Source organism: Microbulbifer maximicatervae (SeqCode) (assembly GCF_056232625.1).
Map to the genome: position 1 here is coordinate 3,137,653 of NZ_CP174324.1, position 17,574 is coordinate 3,155,226.

The window sequence follows — 17,574 nt, forward strand, 5'->3', positions numbered from 1 at the left end:
TTGCGGGTACCCGAAAGCCATTTAGGCCGCTTTAGCGGAACTGGAATCCGAGCGGCCGCCTTTCAGTAGCAACCACAGAGCGACAACCAGTATTGCCCCCTGAACACCAACACCTTGCCAAGTCGGATAAATACCCAACCAGTCGAAGCTGAGATTTACCGGCAGCGGGGAAATCGCAATCCATGCCGCTTCTTGCAGTGCCGCGACTGCCTTGCCCGCAAGAACAAATGACAACGCCAACAGTAAATAGGTCGTCATGGAGAAGAACTTGCCTATAGGCAAGCGAGCAGAGAAGCGCACAAAGGCAACGCCCAACACAACCAGCAATATCGCACCGGCAGCGAGGCCACCCCATAGGGCGCTGTACTGACTGGAAGCTGTTTGCACCAATAGGGCCTGGTAGAACAGGATGGTTTCAAAAATTTCGCGGTACACAGCGACAAATGCGAGACCGGCGATGCCCCACAGGGCGCCAGCGCTAAGGCTGCGGTTGATGCTGTTCTGGATATATTGCTGCCACTGATTCGCCTGGGTCTTACTGTGCATCCAGAAACCCACATAGAAGAGCACAACTGCGGCCAGAAGCGCTGCGACCCCTTCCATAACTTCCCGGCTGGCGCCACTGATGGAAACCAAACTCTGTGCGGCAACCCAAGTAACAACACCTGCGACCGCGGCGCTGACCCAACCGAAGTGAACAAATTTCAACGCATCGCGACGACCGGTTTTTACCAGGATCGTTGTCAGTGCAATCACAACCAGCAGCGCCTCGAGACCTTCGCGCAGAAGAATCACCAAGCTGGCAATAAATAGTGCACCCGCAGAGAGAGTTGTCTCCTGCATTAAAGATTCGGCGCGCCCCAGTTGCTCAAGAATTACCTGTACCTGAGCCGTGACTTGCTCGGGGTTACTATCGGCATTCAGCTGACTGCGCAGCCCGAGCAGCTCCCGTTCAGTGGCTTTACGCAGATCGGCGTCGAGGGAATCCAGAGAGCTCTCCGCCATCTCAAAACCGTCCAGGTAGGCACTAATAGCCAGGGTGCGAGCGTGATCGTAGTTACCTTCCTGGTAGGCCACCAAGGACTTTTCCAGTTGCGCACGGGCTATCTCAATCGGCTGGCTACCGAGGCTCTCCTCACCAGCAAAGAAGGGTGTGGGGTCGGCACGCAGGGAAGCAACTGCCGCGCCGGACAGTTCCGGGCGATCACTCTGCAGCACATTGGGGCTGTACATCACGATATCCTGCAAGCTCGGCTCAACGCCATCACCCTCCCCCACTTCACCTTGGAAAGCCAGGCCGCCAACATAAAATGCCAGGGACCAGCGCTGCTGCTCATTCAGGTTTTTGAAGGCGGTCATTGCAGTGCCATCGATACCGTTACTGATAGCATCGTAAAGGCCCAGCAGGGAGCGATTTTCAGCGCGCTCCAACTCGTAGAAGTTTGTAGGCGCCGGCTCCAACTGTGCCGCTAAGGGGCCATCCCCTTTACCCTCGATACCATGGCAGGTAACACACTGCGCCTGGTAGATAGCGCGACTCTCATCCACATTCAGCAATGCAGTGGGCAAAGATAGCGCGGGGGCGATAGACAGTAGCCCCTGACGCAACTTGGCGGTATGTGCCTGCACTTCCTGCACACTGGCCTTGCGAAGAATCGCCGCTTGCAGCGCATCCGCCTCGGTGCGGATCATCACCGCTTCCGGCGACTCTTGCAGTTGTGCGCCGCGATCGATCAGTACCGAGGCGAACTCCTGCATCTCTGCAAACTCATCGTCACTAATGATCTCCCCATCTGCCACCGCTTCCGGATAATCCACACCGATGTACTCTGCCATCTGCATCAGCTGGCGCAATTCCTGCTCTGATAGACCGGAGGCCTGGGCTTGGACGGGTAGAACCGTAATGGCCAGTAGCGCCACTAGCAGGCGGGCCAAGTGTAAGGTGAGGCGCATGGAGAATCCTTTACTGTTATTGCAAAAGGGTTTTATCAATCTGGCGCATAATATAATTGGTAATCATTCTCACAATAAAGCCTGCAAAAGGGCTACTCCCAAATAAAGCGGTTGCAAAAAAGATTGTGCACAACTAAATTTAGCAAAATACAAACCGTCGAGGCTCTCCCAATGACCGATCTCTACTCAATTCCCGTGCAAACCGCTGATGGGCAAAAGACCACTCTGGCCGATTACAAAGACAAGGTGGTGCTAGTTGTCAACACGGCCAGTAAGTGTGGCTTCACCAAGCAATACGCGGGCCTGGAGGATTTATATAAAAAATACAAAGACCGTGGATTTACCGTCCTGGGCTTTCCCTGCAATCAATTTGGCAAGCAGGAACCCGGTAGCGATGAGGAAATTCAGGAGTTTTGTGAACTGAACTTTGGAGTCAGCTTCCCCGTCTACGCCAAGCTGGACGTCAATGGCGATGAAGCTCACCCGCTGTTTGTGGAGCTCAAGAAACGTGCGCCGGGCCTATTGGGAACCGAGGGCATTAAGTGGAATTTCACTAAGTTCTTGATCGGTAAGAATGGCGAGAATGTTAAACGCTACGCGCCAAAGGATGCACCGGCATCCCTGGAGACAGAAATCGAGCGTATGCTCTGATGGTTGTCTGTGATGACGATTCCGGCGAGCTGGCACTGAACCGCCAGCTATGTTTTGCCCTCTACGCCGCATCCCGAGCCATGACCCGCGCCTACCAGCCGATGCTAAAGGAATTGGGGATCACCTATCCGCAATATCTGGTTTTAATGGTTCTGTGGGAGTGGGCCAACACCGAGGCGCCATCGGAAGAAGAGCAGAGCGTCAGTGCACTGGGGCAGAGGCTGATGCTGGATTCCGGCACCTTGACCCCGCTGCTTAAGCGGATGGAGCAAAACGGCCTGGTCAAGCGTCGCCGCAGCAATCTGGATGAACGGATAACCCTGATCACTGTGACAAAGGAAGGCCTTGCCCTTAAACCAAGAGCCAGAGAGTGGGTGACAACACAGCTGGACAACAGCCGTATCAGCCGCAGCGAGGTAGAGCAACTACACGGAGACTTGTGGCAGTTTCTGCATAAATTGACCGATACCACCCCTTAATAGCGGGCCCCATTGAAACCTTCAGTGGGGCAGCTCTTCAAAACCAGGATATAAACACTAAAAAGCAGCCATTACCGAAAACAACATAACAAAAACATAAAATAATACGCCGATATTAGGATATGCATTGACCTTCCGATTGATTCCGCTTCATAATGCCCTGAATCCGACCTAATGCGGAAACTGTTGTATATGAAGACTCCATTTATCACTCAGCGCCAATCTTTTCTTGCCCTAGCTTTCTCGCTACGACTGCCCCTGCGCGGCATATAATTTTTCTCCCCCCCACCCCCAACAGAATTCCAAACTTTATTTGAGCGATGCATAGACAGCGGCAAGGCCCCCTGTTTAGCCTCAAAGCAAATAAGGAGAACAAACGAAAATGAGCACTAAAAAAGATAAGTTAGTCATTTTTGATACCACTCTGCGCGATGGTGAGCAGAGTCCTGGCGCCTCTATGACGAGAGAGGAAAAAATACGCATCGCCCGCATGCTCGAGAGAATGCGTGTCGATGTCATTGAGGCTGGATTCGCGATTGCCAGTCCCGGAGACTTCGAGTCGGTCAAGGCCGTCGCTGAAGCCGTTACCGAATCACGGGTTTGCAGCCTGGCCCGAGCGGTCAATGCCGATATCGTGCACGCTGGCGAAGCCCTGAAGAATGCCAACGCCTCGCGTATCCACACATTTATTGCCACTTCTCCAATCCATATGAAATACAAGCTGCAAATGGAGCCGGAAGCGGTGTTGCAGCAGGCAGTGAAAGCGGTTCAAACAGCGCGCAACTTTACCGACGATGTGGAATTCTCCCTCGAGGATGGCAGCCGCTCCGAGCCGGAATTTATGTATCGCATCATCGAAGCGGTTATCGCGGCAGGGGCCAGCACTATCAATATTCCCGACACCGTTGGTTACGGGGAACCGGAAGAGTATGGGACTATGTTCCGCCGTGTTATCGAAAACGTTCCCAACTCCGACAAAGCCATCTTTTCGACCCACTGTCACAACGACCTGGGCCTCGCCGTTGCCAACTCCCTGTCGGCCGTGATGAACGGTGTGCGCCAAGTGGAATGCACCATCAATGGCTTGGGAGAGCGCGCCGGTAATGCTTCCCTGGAGGAAATCGTTATGGCGGTACAAACCCGCCAGGATCTCTACCCGGTAGAAACAGGGCTGGATACCAGCCATATCGTGCCCACTTCGAGAATGGTGTCGTCGATTACCGGATTCCCAGTGCAACCCAACAAGGCCATTGTCGGCGCCAACGCCTTTGCCCATGAGTCTGGTATTCACCAGGACGGTGTTCTGAAGCACCGCGAGACCTACGAAATCATGCGCGCAGAAGATGTCGGCTGGGGTCAAAACCGTCTGGTTCTCGGTAAACACTCCGGCCGGGCTGCCGTCCGCGCCCGTTACGAAGAGCTGGGGGTAGATTTCGCCGATACCGAAGAATTCCAGCAGGTATTTGCCCGCTTTAAAGACCTCGCCGATAAGAAGCATGAGATCTTTGACGAAGATTTGCACTCTCTGGTGAGCGGAGGCGAGTCACCGGTAGAGCGATTCCAACTGAGTGACCTGGATGTGCGCACCAAAATCGGCTCAGCCCCCCAGGCCTTTGTCAGCCTCACCATTGACGGAGAGCCCCGACAGACTGAAGCCAGCGGAGGCGGCCCCGTAGATGCCACCTTCAAAGCTATTGAACAGCTGGTAAACAGCGGCGCCGACTTAAAACTTTATTCTGTAAATGCGGTCACTCAGGGAACAGACTCCCAAGGGTCCGTTACAGTGCGCCTGGAAAAAGACGGCCGCCTGGTCAACGGCGTTGGCGCAGATACAGATATCCTGATTGCCTCAGCACAAGCCTACATGGATGCGTTAAACTTGCTCGCCAGCAGTGAGAGTAAGAAACAGGGCGTATAAGTGAACGAGCTTCAGCGAGCGGAATATTTATCAGTACTTGGGGTTCCAAGCTATGTGCCCCGATTCGTATTGCCGCTCGCACCCGATCCTCGCCAAGCCGAACTGCCTCCCGCCGAAGAAGCTGCTGGGACTCAGCAGCCTCCGGTTGCAAGTGGAATAGCTCAAAACCCACTGCCCCACTCAGCAGATCAGATAATCACCCAGCCGGTGCAAAGTCCGGAGCGCAACGCCCGTGTGCTAGATGAAATAAGCGCTCTCACCGGCCAGACAAAACGCCCACAAGAGACGGTGGCAGTGACACCAGCTCCTGTTGCCCCCCCCCAGCACAGTGTTAAACCTTTTGTTTTGAACTGCTGGCGTATTGGGGAGGAACTCCTGGCCGTGGACAGCCACGAGCCCGGTGCAGCTCTTCCCCTGGAAGCCCTGTTCAACAATATTCTCCGCGCTTTGCACTGGCACCAGCTCCCCCGGCAACAGGAGCGCCTGCAATGGCCTTTAACAGAAAATCGCTTTGGTCCAGCCGAAGACGCCTCACAGGCTCGCGATACATTCTCCAGCTGGTTGGAGGCCTCTTATTCTCGTATGCCGGTTAAATCCATCTGGCTGATGGGCAGTGAAGCTCAAGACTTTTGCACTCCAATCCCTTTGGAAAGCCAGGTTGTCGAATGGCAGAAGGCCCGCTTAATTAGTATGCCCAGCCTCTCGCAACTACTGCGAGCCCCCGAACTAAAACGCCCCCTGTGGAATCTGTTGCGCACTAGTTACCCGACTGAAACCCGCGCAGAATGACCCATTTAAATTACACTGAGCTACAGTTGCGCTCCGCCCTTGCCGACGACTGTGCATCTCTGGCCCAGCTGGCAAAAAGTGCCCACAGTCATCCGTGGAGTGAAGCCCAATACCAGCAGAGTCTCAGCGCCGGCCACTACTGCTGGGTCCTGATCCAAGGCGATGACATTATCGCCTGTTGCGTGATCAGTAGCCTATTTGACCAGGCAGAAATCCTGGACATTGCTGTATCGCCAGCGCGACGCCGACAGGGCCTCGCTGAGGCACTGCTGAACAGCGTGAAAACGGAATTATCCTGCGAAGTTGAGCGAATTTTGCTCGAGGTGCGGGTATCCAATCTCGCTGCGCGCTCCCTCTATCGCAAACTGGGTTTCTCTGAAGACGGGATACGCAAAAATTATTACCCCGCGCAAAACGGCATGCGCGAGGACGCCGTACTCATGAGTCTCGCTCTGAATGACACTCAGTCGTAGAATGAGCCTCTCATTCGGAATTCCCGCCTTACCGACAAGGCCTTGAACGGCAGGCAACCACTCCTGCTCTGTAACACTATTCCCGACTTCCCAACCCCCTCGTTGGATTGACAAGAGTTATACATGTCTCTATCAAAAAGCAGCCCATCACTGCTGGAAGGTTCAGTTTCCAGTCACTTACAGAGACTGGCACTACCCATGGTCTGGGGAATTCTCGCCGCCATGTCCTTTAATATCGCCGATACCTATTTTGTCTCCCAGCTGGGCGATGGCCCCCTGGCGGCGATGAGTTTCACCTTCCCGGTAGTGATGGCCATAAACAGCTTTGCTATCGGTCTCGGCGCAGGTACTTCTTCGGCTGTGGCCCGGGTTTACGGCGCAGGGGATATAAAGAACGTTCGCCGCCTGGTAACTGACGCATCTGTACTGGCACTGCTGATTGCTGTTGTGATTACTGCAGTCGGCCTGGCCACCATGCGCCCTCTATTTGAGCTGCTGGGCGCCGGCCCCGATATGCTTCCGCTTATTGCCGATTACATGATCCCCTGGTATCTGGGAACCATCTTTGTCATTGTCCCGACCGTCGCGCTCGCTGCTCTTCGCGCCATTGGTAACAGCGCGGTAACCGGCCGTATTATGGTGGCGGTAGCCCTACTGAACCTGATTCTCGACCCCATTTTGATTTTTGGGCTTTTCGGCTTTCCCCGGCTTGAGCTCCAGGGAGCAGCTATCGCTACGATTATCGTGCGCGCCCTGAGCTTTATTGCTGCACTTTACTTCATCATCAAAAAAGAACAGCTAATGACAGCCCCACAATGGCGGCTGAGCGGCCTACTCGAATCCTGGCGCAAAGTGTTAGCTGTCGGGCTTCCCGCTGTGCTCACCAATGTCATTATTCCCGTATCGGGAGGTGTTGTCGTTGCACTCGTTGCCGTGCACGGCGAAGATGCCGTCGCGGGCCTGGGAGTCGCACTCCGGGTAGAACCCCTGGCACTGATTGTATTTTACGCACTTTCCTCTGTGGTCGGCCCTTTTATGGGACAGAACGCCGGGGCGGAAAAGACCGACCGCCTGCGGGAAACCGTGAGCGTACTGGCAAGGTTCTGCCTGGTATTTGGAGCGGGACTGGCGGTGCTTCTCTACTTTGTTGCAGAACCTATCGTAAGTCTGTTCAGTGATTCCACCGAGGTTCTCGCTGTCGCTGTTGCCTACCTGACCCTGGTGCCTCTCAGCTATGCCGGGTACGGCTTTGTGATGTCTGCCAATGCCGCATTCAATGGACTCGGGAAACCGCTGCCAGCAACCGTCATTTCTTTCCTGCGGGTACTGGGTCTCTACCTACCCCTGGCCTGGATTGGGAACAGCCTGTGGGGCATGACCGGCCTGTTTGTCGCTACAGCAGCATCCAACCTGATTCTCGGCTTTATTTCCTGGTGGTGGCTGCGCCGCGATACGCACCAGCGCACAGCAGAGACAACAACCAGCCCCGAGCTGTCAACCAACTGATCGATCTGTGGGCCGAATTACTCCTGATTCGGCCCATATCCATCCACCACCCCTAAAAACACAACACAAGGAAATCAGTGCCTTAACGGGCAGCGTACACATTACTTCCCATTTTTGCCGATAACTTCAAATTCCTCCAAACCCCGGCAGACAGCAACATAGCCCGCCTTCTTCTCTTACTGCGAAACATGGATGGTGATTCGATGAGGCTTCAGGAGATTTCCCCCCTTCAAACCCGCACCCTGTTAATCAACACACTGGCAATTTTTCTGGCCTGCACACCTTTAACAGGTTGTGACAATGACGATTCAGACCCACCCCCTTCAGACGACGATACTGGCGATGACAGCAGCCCCTGGGTGCTAAATACCGACGATGAACGGGCGCCTTATATCTATGAGAGCAATAGTAATGAGCAGGTCCTGGTCAATGTGCAAAGCATCGAAACGGTCACTGTCGACGGCAAGGAATACACTCAAGTTACCGCGTCCGGCATCCCGGATTATGAAATTGAAATCACCACTGCTATCTACAACGAACTAATCAATCGCCCCAAGGCGAACACCGACTTTGTCTACGGCAGCCCTACAGTACAAATTGGCGATATCGTGAATTTTGGCCAGGATATCGGCTTTAGCAGTAATCCCAATACCTGCTACGCCGAAGCGGGATTTGGATTTTGGCCGCCGGGCCCGGTCTGCCCAGAAAATGTTTCCCACAACAGCTATTTTCCAACTGAGCCAGAGGTCTCGGAAGAAGACTGTGAGAGTGGACTCGGACCTCAGGGTTATTGGGTCAACGGAACCTCTATCTACCAGTGGAGCGATGGACAGTCCGTGAATGGTACCTGGCATACTCTGGCACCGGTCGCTGAGATGTACGATGTTGATATCTGTGGTGGACACGCTGCTCGGGGAGACTATCACCACCACTTCTACAGCGATTGCCTGGCCAACTTGGTTGGAGACACTGGAGATAGCCACTCCCCCGTCTACGGGTTTACCGCTGATGGCTATCCCATTTATGGCCCTTGGGAGGCCGATGGTGTACTTGTAGTAAGTAGTTGGGTCACTAGAGACTATGACGATGCCGACTCTACCAGCGGCTGCGGGATTGCCGGTGAGCGCAGTTGTTTACTGGTAGATGAATACGATTTATCACAGGGCACAAATACACTTGCCCAATCCGGCCCCAGTACCAGCGATACTTTTACGTCCCTATCAGGCAACCTTTTTCAAACCACCAGCGGTTTTTTTTACGAAGACTATTACTGGGACTCCAATTTGACCAATCAGGAGGGCGCTTATCTGGATCAATACAATGGGCACAGTGACAGCGAGCGTGGTTATCACTACCACCTAACGGTAGAACTGAATGATGAAGGGCAGCTGACACCATCATTCCCCTATACTTTTGGGCCCCGCTTTTACGGCAAACTCGATGACCAGACAATTGTGAATGTTTGCTCCGATGAAGTCGGCGGAGGTTTTCCCCCTGGCCCACCGCCCATGTAACTAGGCCAGCAGAAAACAGCTTACCTATATCACCTATAAATCATTGATAAAGCCCCACGCCAGCCTGGAACCGGTTAAAGCTTCCAGACTGGCGACTCTCCCAAATACAGTCTCAGAATCCAGGCCTCTGCTTTCAGTAGCTGGCTTCACTAGATACAGCCAGCCAACTACTAGGGAGCCTCTGAATAACTCCGTGATACCTCTGGCATGCAGAGCGGTTCACAATCAAGGCGCGGCTTCGCAGGAATGTCTAGACCTTTCAAGAAGTCGCAACGCGGAGTGTGAATCGCTCTGCAAGCCCCGAAGGGCGGGCCTTGAAGGCCACAGCTGCTGCGTTGCAGCTCTTGCCAAGGGCTACGGCCATTCGCGGCGAGCTGCGCCTAACATCTGCAGCCTTCAAGACCCGCAGAGGCATTACGGAGTTATTCAGAGGCTCCCTAGACCTTTTAGTCAAAAAAATATCGAAAGAATAATATTTTATTTAAATTAAATACAAAGAAAGTCATTAACGAGATAAGTAATTTTCCAGCAAATAACTTTTTAACTGTTGATACAGAAAGAAAAGCCATCCTTTTGAACTTACGCACAAACTAAGCAGAAATAGAGAGCCAATTTAACCCTTTGCAAATTAGGTTAATATTTATCCACATTTTCTCCACTTTTATCCGCTAATTTCTGGACTAACCCCCATCTAGTTCACGGTGTGCTATGAAATTAACGGAAATTTTTGACACGGACCGAAAGTCCATTTTGCCTTATGTAATATCTCTGGTATTGCTTTCAGGCGTACTCCAGGCATGCGGTGGAGGCGGCAGCTCTTCATCTGATTCAGATTCGTCATCTGAAGATACTAGCGACAGCGGCTCAGATTCCGGTGACGATAATGACGATGACGATTCATCAGATGATAGTGACAGCTCAGACTCGAGCACTGATAGCGGGGTTTGGATTCTAAATACTGATGATGAGCGCGCACTCTATATCTATGAAAGTAACAGCAATGAACAAGTACTAGTAAATGTTCAGAGCGTTGAATCTGAAACTGTCGACGGTAAAGAATACACTGTTGTATCAGCAACCGGCATTCCAAATTACACTATCGAAATTACACAAACTGTTCTCGATGCACTCCTGGAACGTCCAAAAGCATCCTCTGACTTTTTAACCGGCAGCCCCTATGTCAGCGTTGGAGATATTGTCAGTTTTGGGCAGGACATTGGATATAAAAGTAATTCGTCCTGTGGTGCAGAAGCTGGTTATGGCTTTTGGCCACCGGGGCCTGTCTGCCCTGAAAATGTTTCCCATGTTGGCTATTTTCCCGTTGAACCTGAACCTGCAACTGACAGTTGTGAAACTGGTTTAGGGGTACAGGGCTACTGGGTAAATGGAACCTCTATTTATCAATGGAGTGACGGGATGAGTGTTGATAATACATGGCATACACTCGCCCCCCTAGCTGAAGTCTACGACGTTGATATTTGCGGTGGTCACGCAGCAAACGGTGATTATCACCACCATTTTTACAGTGAATGCCTCGCAGAGATGGTCGGTGATATTGGTGACGACCACTCTCCAATTTATGGCTACACCGCCGACGGCTATGCAATTTATGGCCCTTGGGAAAGTGAGGGTGAATTAGCGGAAAGTAGTTGGGCTGTTCGAGATTACGATGATGCCTCATCCGAAAGTGGCTGTGGTGTCGCCGGCGAGCGCAGCTGCTTATTAATCGATGAATATGATATTTCCCAAGGCGTGGAAACTACTTCTAATACTGGTCCAACTACAAGTGATTCTTATACCTCCGCGTCCGGAAATGAATTTGAAACAGCTGCTGGTTTTTTCTACGAAGATTATTATTGGGACGAAGAACTTACAGCTCAAGGTGGAGTCTATTTAGATCAGTACAATGGCCATTCGGATGATGAGCGAGGATACCATTATCATCTTACCGTCACTGTCGATAGCGATGGACAATTAATCCCCGCCTTTCCCTTCACTTTTGGACCGCGCTTTTACGGAAAATTGGATGACCAAACTGTTGTCAGCCGATGCTCAACAACCGTGGGGCGGTAACCAATAAAGATAAATTGAGGTAACCTTCTCGTGAAAATTAACGGGTACTTTCTTGCCGGCTCATTAGCCTGGCTAACTGCAGCCAGTGTTGTGGCTCAACCTAATCCCAACTCTGGGCATAACAACGATCAACGTTCGGTTAGGGAAGTACCTGTTCGCAATAGCAATGGAAGAAACTGGCAAAACAACAACTCGATAAATTCAGAAAACACTAGAAATAACACTGCAGATTCCTCCACCGACTCAAGCAGCAGTACAGTTGAAGAGGAAAGTCCAACAGATACTACGGTAGATAATCCAACAGAAACAACTACCGACGAAACAAGCAATACATCGAATAATAACGAGGACACTTCTTCGGACGTTAACGAAGACAATTCCGACTCCTCAGATAATTCGACCATTTCAGGTAACGAGGAAAGCTCGGTCACAGAGAGCTCCGGTACTACCTGGATTATCAATTCAACTAACGAACGCGCCCCCTATATTTACGAAAGTAACAGTAATCAGCAGGTTCTGGTTAATGTGCAAAGTGTTGAATCTGTAACCGTTGCCGGAAAGGAATATACCCGCGTATCTGCTACCGGTATCCCGGACTACCAGATTGAAATAACCCAGGAAATACTAGACGCACTTATCAGCCGTCCAAAAGCCTCTACAGACTTCGTCAATGGCTACCCCTTGGTACAAACTGGTGAGGTTGTTAGCTTCGGCCAGGACATCGGCTATCGCAGTAATTCCAGCTGCAGCTCAGAAGCCGGTTATGGCTTCTGGCCCCCAGGTCCCGTGTGCCCCGAAAACGTCGACCATGTAGGCTATATTCCTGCTGAGCCTGAGGCATCCACTGACAGCTGTGAAACTGGGCTCGGTGTACAGGGTTACTGGGTAAATGGAACCTCAATTTACCAGTGGAGTGACGGACAGTCAGTAAATAACACTTGGCATACCCTGGCTCCCATGGCAGAAGTCTATGACGTAGATATCTGTGGCGGCCATGCAGCTAACGGCGACTACCACCATCACTTTTACAGTAATTGCCTGGCTGAAATTGCCGGGGACACCGCCGATGGCCACTCCCCTATCTACGGTTATACCGCCGATGGCTACGCAATTTACGGTCCATGGGAAGACGCAGGTGTGCTAGCTAAAAGCAGCTGGGCAATACGGGATTACGACGATCCCCGTTCAGACACCGGCTGTGGCGTTGCCGGGCAACGCAGCTGTCTGCTAGTCGATGAATATGATATTGATCGCGGCGTATCCAATACAAATAACACCGGCCCCACTACCAGCGGTAGCTACACCTCTCAATCCGGAAACGAATTTGAAACTCCGGCAGGTTTTTTCTACGAGGATTATTACTGGGATGAAGGCCTGACAGCGCGAGGTGGCGAATACTTGGATCAATTCAATGGACACACTGACAGTGAAAGAGGTTATCACTACCACCTGACAGTTACGCAGGATAACAATGGCCAACTAATTCCAGCTTTCCCATTTACCTTCGGCCCGCGCTTTGCCGGCAAGCTGGATGACCAAACTATCGTCAATCGCTGCTCAACCACCGTTGGCCGCTAACTCATATTCAAGCTTGGGAGTAAGAGTTAAATGAAAATGCACAGGTTCTTTATCGCTGGGTCTTTGGCCTGGATTGTTTCAGCCTCTATGACCGCGTATGCGGCACAGCCAAATCCTCACGCGGGCCACAATGGCGATCTGCATCCGGTGATAGAGATACCTCTGCATGTTGCCGCTCCCAGAATCGAACTGGACATGAGCCGCGACGATATGTCCGGCTATAACCTGCATATTGACTACGATCGGTTTGAGCTGGAATCCCCTCGCTTTGCCAATGACGATTCTGAGCAGTTTCTGGAGGGGCACGCCCACCTTTACATCAATGGGGAAAAAATCCAACGTCTTTACGGCTCGGATTTACATATTCCCGGAAAATTACTAAAACCTGGTTTTAACCAAGTCACCGTGACTCTCAATGCACACGACCACAGCACTTGGAGCCGCGGTGGAAAGCGAATACTGGCAACCTTATTTGTTCACCTCGATAAGAAAGAGCTGGTATTACACCGCTTTTCAACATCACCTATCGGGGGCAACAAACAAATAGCCAAAGTCAGCCGACCTGATAATTAGATTAAGACCTGGAATTTTTCAAAGAAAGAATTGGAGCTAATACCCAAAAAAATATTTAATTAATAGCCGGCCCAATAATTAAAGGCTACTTAGGCTATTTACAATAAAGCAATAAGATATTTTTGCCTGACTCACGGAGTATCGCTTTTGAACGCAGTGCACAAATCTGAAAAAAATTAAGACGATAAAGAGGATATAAAATGTAGCTAGCAGGCCATCCACATTTCATTCACTTTTGTGCGCTAGGTTCGGGGAGCAACTCCTCCATATGCCACGGTGTGATATGAAAATAATTAAAATTTTTGACCGGAATGGCCAGCCTACACTCTCTTATACACTAGCGTTGATAATATCTCTCGGAGTTCTTCAGGGATGCGATAGTGGCTCTTCCTCAGATGAGGATGGCGATGACTCTTCTGAGACCTCCTCTGAAGAGTCAGATTCCAGCACTGATACTGGTGTCTGGATTATGAATACTGATGACGAACGCGCGCCTTACATTTATGAAAGTAACAGCAATGAGCAGGTTCTGGTCAACGTCCAGAGCGTAGCATCAGAAACCGTAGATGGCCGGGAATACACCGTTGTCTCAGCAACCGGTGTTCCCGACTACGAGATTGAAATTACTCAAAGTATTCTAGATGGACTACTTGAACGTCCATTAGCCTCCTCTGATTTCGAAACCGGCAGCCCCACTGTCAGCGTTGGAGATATTGTCAGCTTTGGGCAAGATATTGGCTATACGGGTATTGGCACCTGTGATGTAGATGCCGGCTATGGATTTTGGCCACCGGGGCTCGTTTGCCCAGAGAATGTCTCTCATGTCGGATACATCCCTGTCGAACCCGAGCCCGCAACGGAGGAGTGCGCAACGGGGCTCGGCGTACAGGGCTACTGGGTAAATGGCGTCTCTATTTATGATTGGGGTGATGGTCAATCAGTGGATGGCACCTGGCAAACCCTGGCACCGGTTGCTGAGGTCTACGATGTGGATATCTGTGGTGGACACGCCGCAAACGGAGATTACCACCATCACTTTTATAGCGATTGCCTAGCCGATCTTGTTGGCGATATAGGTGACGACCACTCCCCTATCTACGGCTATACCGCCGACGGCTATGCAATCTATGGCCCCTGGCAGAGTGAAGGAGAACTCGCAGAAAGCAGCTGGGCTGTACGAGATTATGACGACCCCAGCTCCGAGAGCGGTTGCGGCGTAGCAGGCGAGAGAAGCTGTCTCTTGGTGGATGAATACGACCTCTCCCAAGGAGTCGAAACAACATCGAATACCGGCCCCACGACAAGTGGCTCTTATACCTCCCTGTCAGGCAATGAGTTCACTACAGCAGCGGGCTTTTTCTACGAGGACTATTACTGGGACGAAGACCTGACTAATGAAGGCGGAGTATATTTGGACCAGCATAACGGTCACTCAGATGACGAAAGGGGATACCATTACCACCTGACTGTCACTGTCGATGATGATGGTGAGCTTGTCCCCGCCTTCCCATATACTTTTGGCCCCCGCTTTTACGGCAAGCTAGATGATCAAACTATTGTCAATAAGTGCTCAACACAGTAGTTCAGCGGTGCACTAACATTGAAGGCCAAGCCACTTTCCTAATACGCCGGAAATCTCCCTGGAGTCGCAGTAAGTGTAAGCTTTGCGGTCCCTTGTTTTTACGGGGACCGACACCCCAGGTAATGGAAGTAACTGGAGCAATAGCACCCGATAGACTAAAAGCACTGGTAACCAGAAGTATTCACAGCAACAGCAGTTTGAATGAAGTATGTTGCCCCATCGCCAAACCTGGGAGTGAGACAATAATGAAAATTCTTCGAGCCGTTCTTATCGGGTCTTTTATCTGGGGAATAACCAACCTTGCTACAGCACAGCCAGACTCACACACGGGCCATAACGGCGACCAACACCCAGTAGTCGAGATCCCTTTACACAATGCTGCACCGCGCATCGAACTGGACATTAGTCGCGATAAAATGTCCGGATATAACCTACATATAGACTACGACCGGTTCGAATTAGAATCCCCTCGCCACGCCAATGATGCCTCAAAGCAATATCTGGAAGGTCATGCCCATCTCCATATCAATGGTAAGAAAATACAGCGAATCTATGGTCCAGACTTACACCTTCCCGACAAGCTGTTTAAATCGGGCTTCAACCAAATTACTGTCACTCTTAACGCCCATGACCACAGTACCTGGAGCCGGGGAGGGAAGAGAATTCTTGCAACTCTATTTATCCGGCTCGATAAGCCCGATCTGATATTGCATCGTTTTTCTACACCTCCAATAAAGCCGGGAGTAAGCACAGGCAAACCGGGATAACAATAGAAGTAACTACCAGTAGGGACTCAATCTCTCCTACCGACTCAGGGCATGGAGGCCCCAAGAACAGCTTTGGATAACCAAGCTAAGCTTATTGGCACTTAGCTTGGGCTCTTATCGCGAGACTCTCGGAGTGTTAAAAGATTGCTCTGATATTTACAGTAAGTGTAGGCTTGATCTTCTGAGCCGCGTTTCCTCAGTGGAAACAGAGTAAAATGCACCTGAGCTCACTGTGAACACAGGCTACTGAAATCCAAGCTACCGGCTATGTCGTTAAATATTCGCTATAAACTAAGCCTCGCTTTCTTATTGACTACAGCAATTACTGTTGGCGGAATGTTCGTATTCTTTCAGTGGAGCTTTAAGCATGGCTTTATGACCTATATCCAGTCTCAGGAGCTTCGCGAGGTCGGCGATTTGGTAGATGAGTTACAAGAAATCTACGCCAGCGAAGGGAGCTGGCAATCTATCGACGGCAATAGCAGGCGCTGGCAAAGACTCCACAGACGCGTGATGTCCAGTCACTTTGAGGATATGCCACCCCCACATCGTCCACCTCCGGGTACGAGGGGCCCCCGCCGCCCGCCTGAGCCCCCACCTGAACACGCAGTGGGCAAGTCGCTTAATGCCCGCCTGGTCCTGTTGAACAAAGAGAAAAGACCTCTGATAGGTCGTTATTCAGGATCTGAGAACATGGTAATGCAGCCTCTGGTTGTGGACGGAGAAACCGTTGGTTACCTGGCTATCAATCCACTACCGGTGTTAGATGATGATTTGGCCGTAGGGTTTGTTAAAGAGCAATCGCGGACTTTCGCTCTTATCTCTGTTGCCACCTTCATTCTGGCACTGGCCATTGCCATCCCCCTTGCCTGGCAGCTGGTAAGGCCCATCCGTAAGCTGACCGAAGCGACATCCCATCTTACATCCGGCAACTTCAAAACCCGTATTGATATAGAGCAGCGAGATGAGCTGGGCCAATTAAGTGCTGACTTTAATCGGCTCGCCGCAACGCTGGAAGCAAATGAACATGCCCGAAACCGATGGATGGCAGATATTTCGCATGAGCTGCGCACACCTCTCGCAGTATTAAAAGGGCAGATTGAAGCCATTCAAGACGGTATCAGATCAGCCACACCAGAGAACCTGCGCATACTGCACAGCAAAATTCAACAATTGAGCCGCCTGATAGATGATCTCTATGAGTTGTCTCTCTCCGACGCGGGGGCACTAAGTTACTGCAAGTCCGACATCTCCCTGGAGAATATCCTACGAAGTGTTATCGAAGACTTTGAGATTCCATTCGACCAGAAAGGTATTCACTTAAGCAGTGACCTCCAACTATCGGAAGATAAGTTAGTCTACGCAGATGAAGCACGCCTCAATCAGTTATTTAGCAACCTGTTAACCAACAGCCTGCGCTACACCGATAGTGGGGGACAACTCAAAGTAATTGCGCGCTGTGAAGCCCGAACAGCCATTATCACTTTCGCCGACTCCGCCCCCGGTGTTGCCAGTGCTGATATACCACACCTGTTCGAGCGCCTGTATAGGGCAGATAGTTCACGCAGCCGGGAAACCGGCGGTGCGGGTTTGGGGCTGTCAATTTGCCAAAATATTGTTACAGCACACGAGGGTAGCATTTCTGCAACTCCGTCCACTATGGGCGGCCTTGAAATAAGTATTTTTTTACCCCTAAGCCAAAGGATTAAATGGTAGGA

Annotated in this window: 14 protein-coding genes; 13 read left to right on the forward strand and 1 reads right to left on the reverse strand. The window is 51.3% G+C overall.

The window, feature by feature from the left end; all coding sequences use genetic code 11:
- Positions 1-21: 21 nt before the first annotated feature.
- Complete coding sequence (locus ACJJI6_RS13670) at positions 22-1,953, reverse strand: FTR1 family protein (protein ID WP_475710859.1); 1,932 nt, start codon at positions 1,951-1,953, stop codon at positions 22-24.
- A gap of 171 nt (positions 1,954-2,124) precedes the next feature.
- Here ACJJI6_RS13670 and ACJJI6_RS13675 point away from each other — a divergent pair, with 171 nt between their 5' ends.
- The 13 genes from ACJJI6_RS13675 (at position 2,125) to ACJJI6_RS13735 (ending at position 17,572) form a co-directional block, all read left to right on the forward strand.
- Positions 2,125-2,604, forward strand: a complete 480-nt coding sequence (locus ACJJI6_RS13675) for a glutathione peroxidase (RefSeq protein ID WP_282934317.1) — start codon at positions 2,125-2,127, stop codon at positions 2,602-2,604.
- Entirely contained in the window at positions 2,604-3,083 is a 480-nt protein-coding gene (locus tag ACJJI6_RS13680; protein WP_475710861.1) for a MarR family winged helix-turn-helix transcriptional regulator, read from the forward strand. The genes ACJJI6_RS13675 and ACJJI6_RS13680 overlap by 1 nt, the downstream gene beginning before the upstream one ends.
- 382 nt (positions 3,084-3,465) lie before the next feature.
- Positions 3,466-5,001 (forward strand): 2-isopropylmalate synthase, encoded by a 1,536-nt coding sequence (locus ACJJI6_RS13685; RefSeq protein ID WP_445363200.1) that lies wholly within the window; start codon positions 3,466-3,468, stop codon positions 4,999-5,001.
- Positions 5,002-5,790, forward strand: coding sequence for a uracil-DNA glycosylase family protein (locus ACJJI6_RS13690; protein ID WP_444912095.1), 789 nt, complete (start codon positions 5,002-5,004; stop codon positions 5,788-5,790).
- Positions 5,787-6,263 (forward strand): ribosomal protein S18-alanine N-acetyltransferase, encoded by a 477-nt coding sequence (gene rimI / locus ACJJI6_RS13695; RefSeq protein ID WP_475710863.1) that lies wholly within the window; start codon positions 5,787-5,789, stop codon positions 6,261-6,263. The genes ACJJI6_RS13690 and rimI overlap by 4 nt, the downstream gene beginning before the upstream one ends.
- Positions 6,264-6,386: 123 nt before the next feature.
- A complete protein-coding gene (locus tag ACJJI6_RS13700) occupies positions 6,387-7,769 on the forward strand; it encodes an MATE family efflux transporter (RefSeq protein WP_475710865.1) in 1,383 nt (460 codons plus the stop codon).
- A 203-nt stretch (positions 7,770-7,972) separates the two neighbouring features.
- On the forward strand, positions 7,973-9,283 hold the full coding sequence (locus ACJJI6_RS13705) for a YHYH protein (protein ID WP_475710867.1): 1,311 nt from the start codon (positions 7,973-7,975) through the stop codon (positions 9,281-9,283).
- 708 nt (positions 9,284-9,991) lie between these two features.
- Positions 9,992-11,356, forward strand: a complete 1,365-nt coding sequence (locus tag ACJJI6_RS13710) for a YHYH protein (protein ID WP_475710869.1) — start codon at positions 9,992-9,994, stop codon at positions 11,354-11,356.
- Positions 11,357-11,386: 30 nt separating this feature from the next.
- On the forward strand, positions 11,387-12,934 hold the full coding sequence (locus tag ACJJI6_RS13715) for a YHYH protein (RefSeq protein WP_475710871.1): 1,548 nt from the start codon (positions 11,387-11,389) through the stop codon (positions 12,932-12,934).
- Positions 12,935-12,964: 30 nt separating this feature from the next.
- Positions 12,965-13,507: a hypothetical protein gene (locus tag ACJJI6_RS13720; RefSeq protein ID WP_475710873.1), complete on the forward strand. Its 543-nt coding sequence runs from the start codon at positions 12,965-12,967 to the stop codon at positions 13,505-13,507.
- A 283-nt stretch (positions 13,508-13,790) separates the two neighbouring features.
- Positions 13,791-15,089: a YHYH protein gene (locus ACJJI6_RS13725; RefSeq protein WP_475710875.1), complete on the forward strand. Its 1,299-nt coding sequence runs from the start codon at positions 13,791-13,793 to the stop codon at positions 15,087-15,089.
- A 245-nt stretch (positions 15,090-15,334) separates the two neighbouring features.
- A complete protein-coding gene (locus tag ACJJI6_RS13730; protein ID WP_475710876.1) occupies positions 15,335-15,856 on the forward strand; it encodes a hypothetical protein in 522 nt (173 codons plus the stop codon).
- Between the two features lie 267 nt (positions 15,857-16,123).
- Positions 16,124-17,572 (forward strand): ATP-binding protein, encoded by a 1,449-nt coding sequence (locus tag ACJJI6_RS13735; protein WP_475710877.1) that lies wholly within the window; start codon positions 16,124-16,126, stop codon positions 17,570-17,572.
- Positions 17,573-17,574 lie beyond the last annotated feature (2 nt).

Bases quoted from the DNA above. Each gene is read 5' to 3' on its own strand.
- ACJJI6_RS13670 (WP_475710859.1), bottom strand. From the start codon at position 1,953: ATGCGCCTCACCTTACACTTGGCCCGCCTGCTAGTGGCGCTACTGGCC.
- ACJJI6_RS13675 (WP_282934317.1), top strand. From the start codon at position 2,125: ATGACCGATCTCTACTCAATTCCCGTGCAAACCGCTGATGGGCAAAAG.
- ACJJI6_RS13680 (WP_475710861.1), top strand. From the start codon at position 2,604: ATGGTTGTCTGTGATGACGATTCCGGCGAGCTGGCACTGAACCGCCAG.
- ACJJI6_RS13685 (WP_445363200.1), top strand. From the start codon at position 3,466: ATGAGCACTAAAAAAGATAAGTTAGTCATTTTTGATACCACTCTGCGC.
- rimI (WP_475710863.1), top strand. From the start codon at position 5,787: ATGACCCATTTAAATTACACTGAGCTACAGTTGCGCTCCGCCCTTGCC.
- ACJJI6_RS13700 (WP_475710865.1), top strand. From the start codon at position 6,387: ATGTCTCTATCAAAAAGCAGCCCATCACTGCTGGAAGGTTCAGTTTCC.
- ACJJI6_RS13705 (WP_475710867.1), top strand. From the start codon at position 7,973: ATGAGGCTTCAGGAGATTTCCCCCCTTCAAACCCGCACCCTGTTAATC.
- ACJJI6_RS13710 (WP_475710869.1), top strand. From the start codon at position 9,992: ATGAAATTAACGGAAATTTTTGACACGGACCGAAAGTCCATTTTGCCT.
- ACJJI6_RS13720 (WP_475710873.1), top strand. From the start codon at position 12,965: ATGAAAATGCACAGGTTCTTTATCGCTGGGTCTTTGGCCTGGATTGTT.
- ACJJI6_RS13725 (WP_475710875.1), top strand. From the start codon at position 13,791: ATGAAAATAATTAAAATTTTTGACCGGAATGGCCAGCCTACACTCTCT.
- ACJJI6_RS13730 (WP_475710876.1), top strand. From the start codon at position 15,335: ATGAAAATTCTTCGAGCCGTTCTTATCGGGTCTTTTATCTGGGGAATA.
- ACJJI6_RS13735 (WP_475710877.1), top strand. From the start codon at position 16,124: ATGTCGTTAAATATTCGCTATAAACTAAGCCTCGCTTTCTTATTGACT.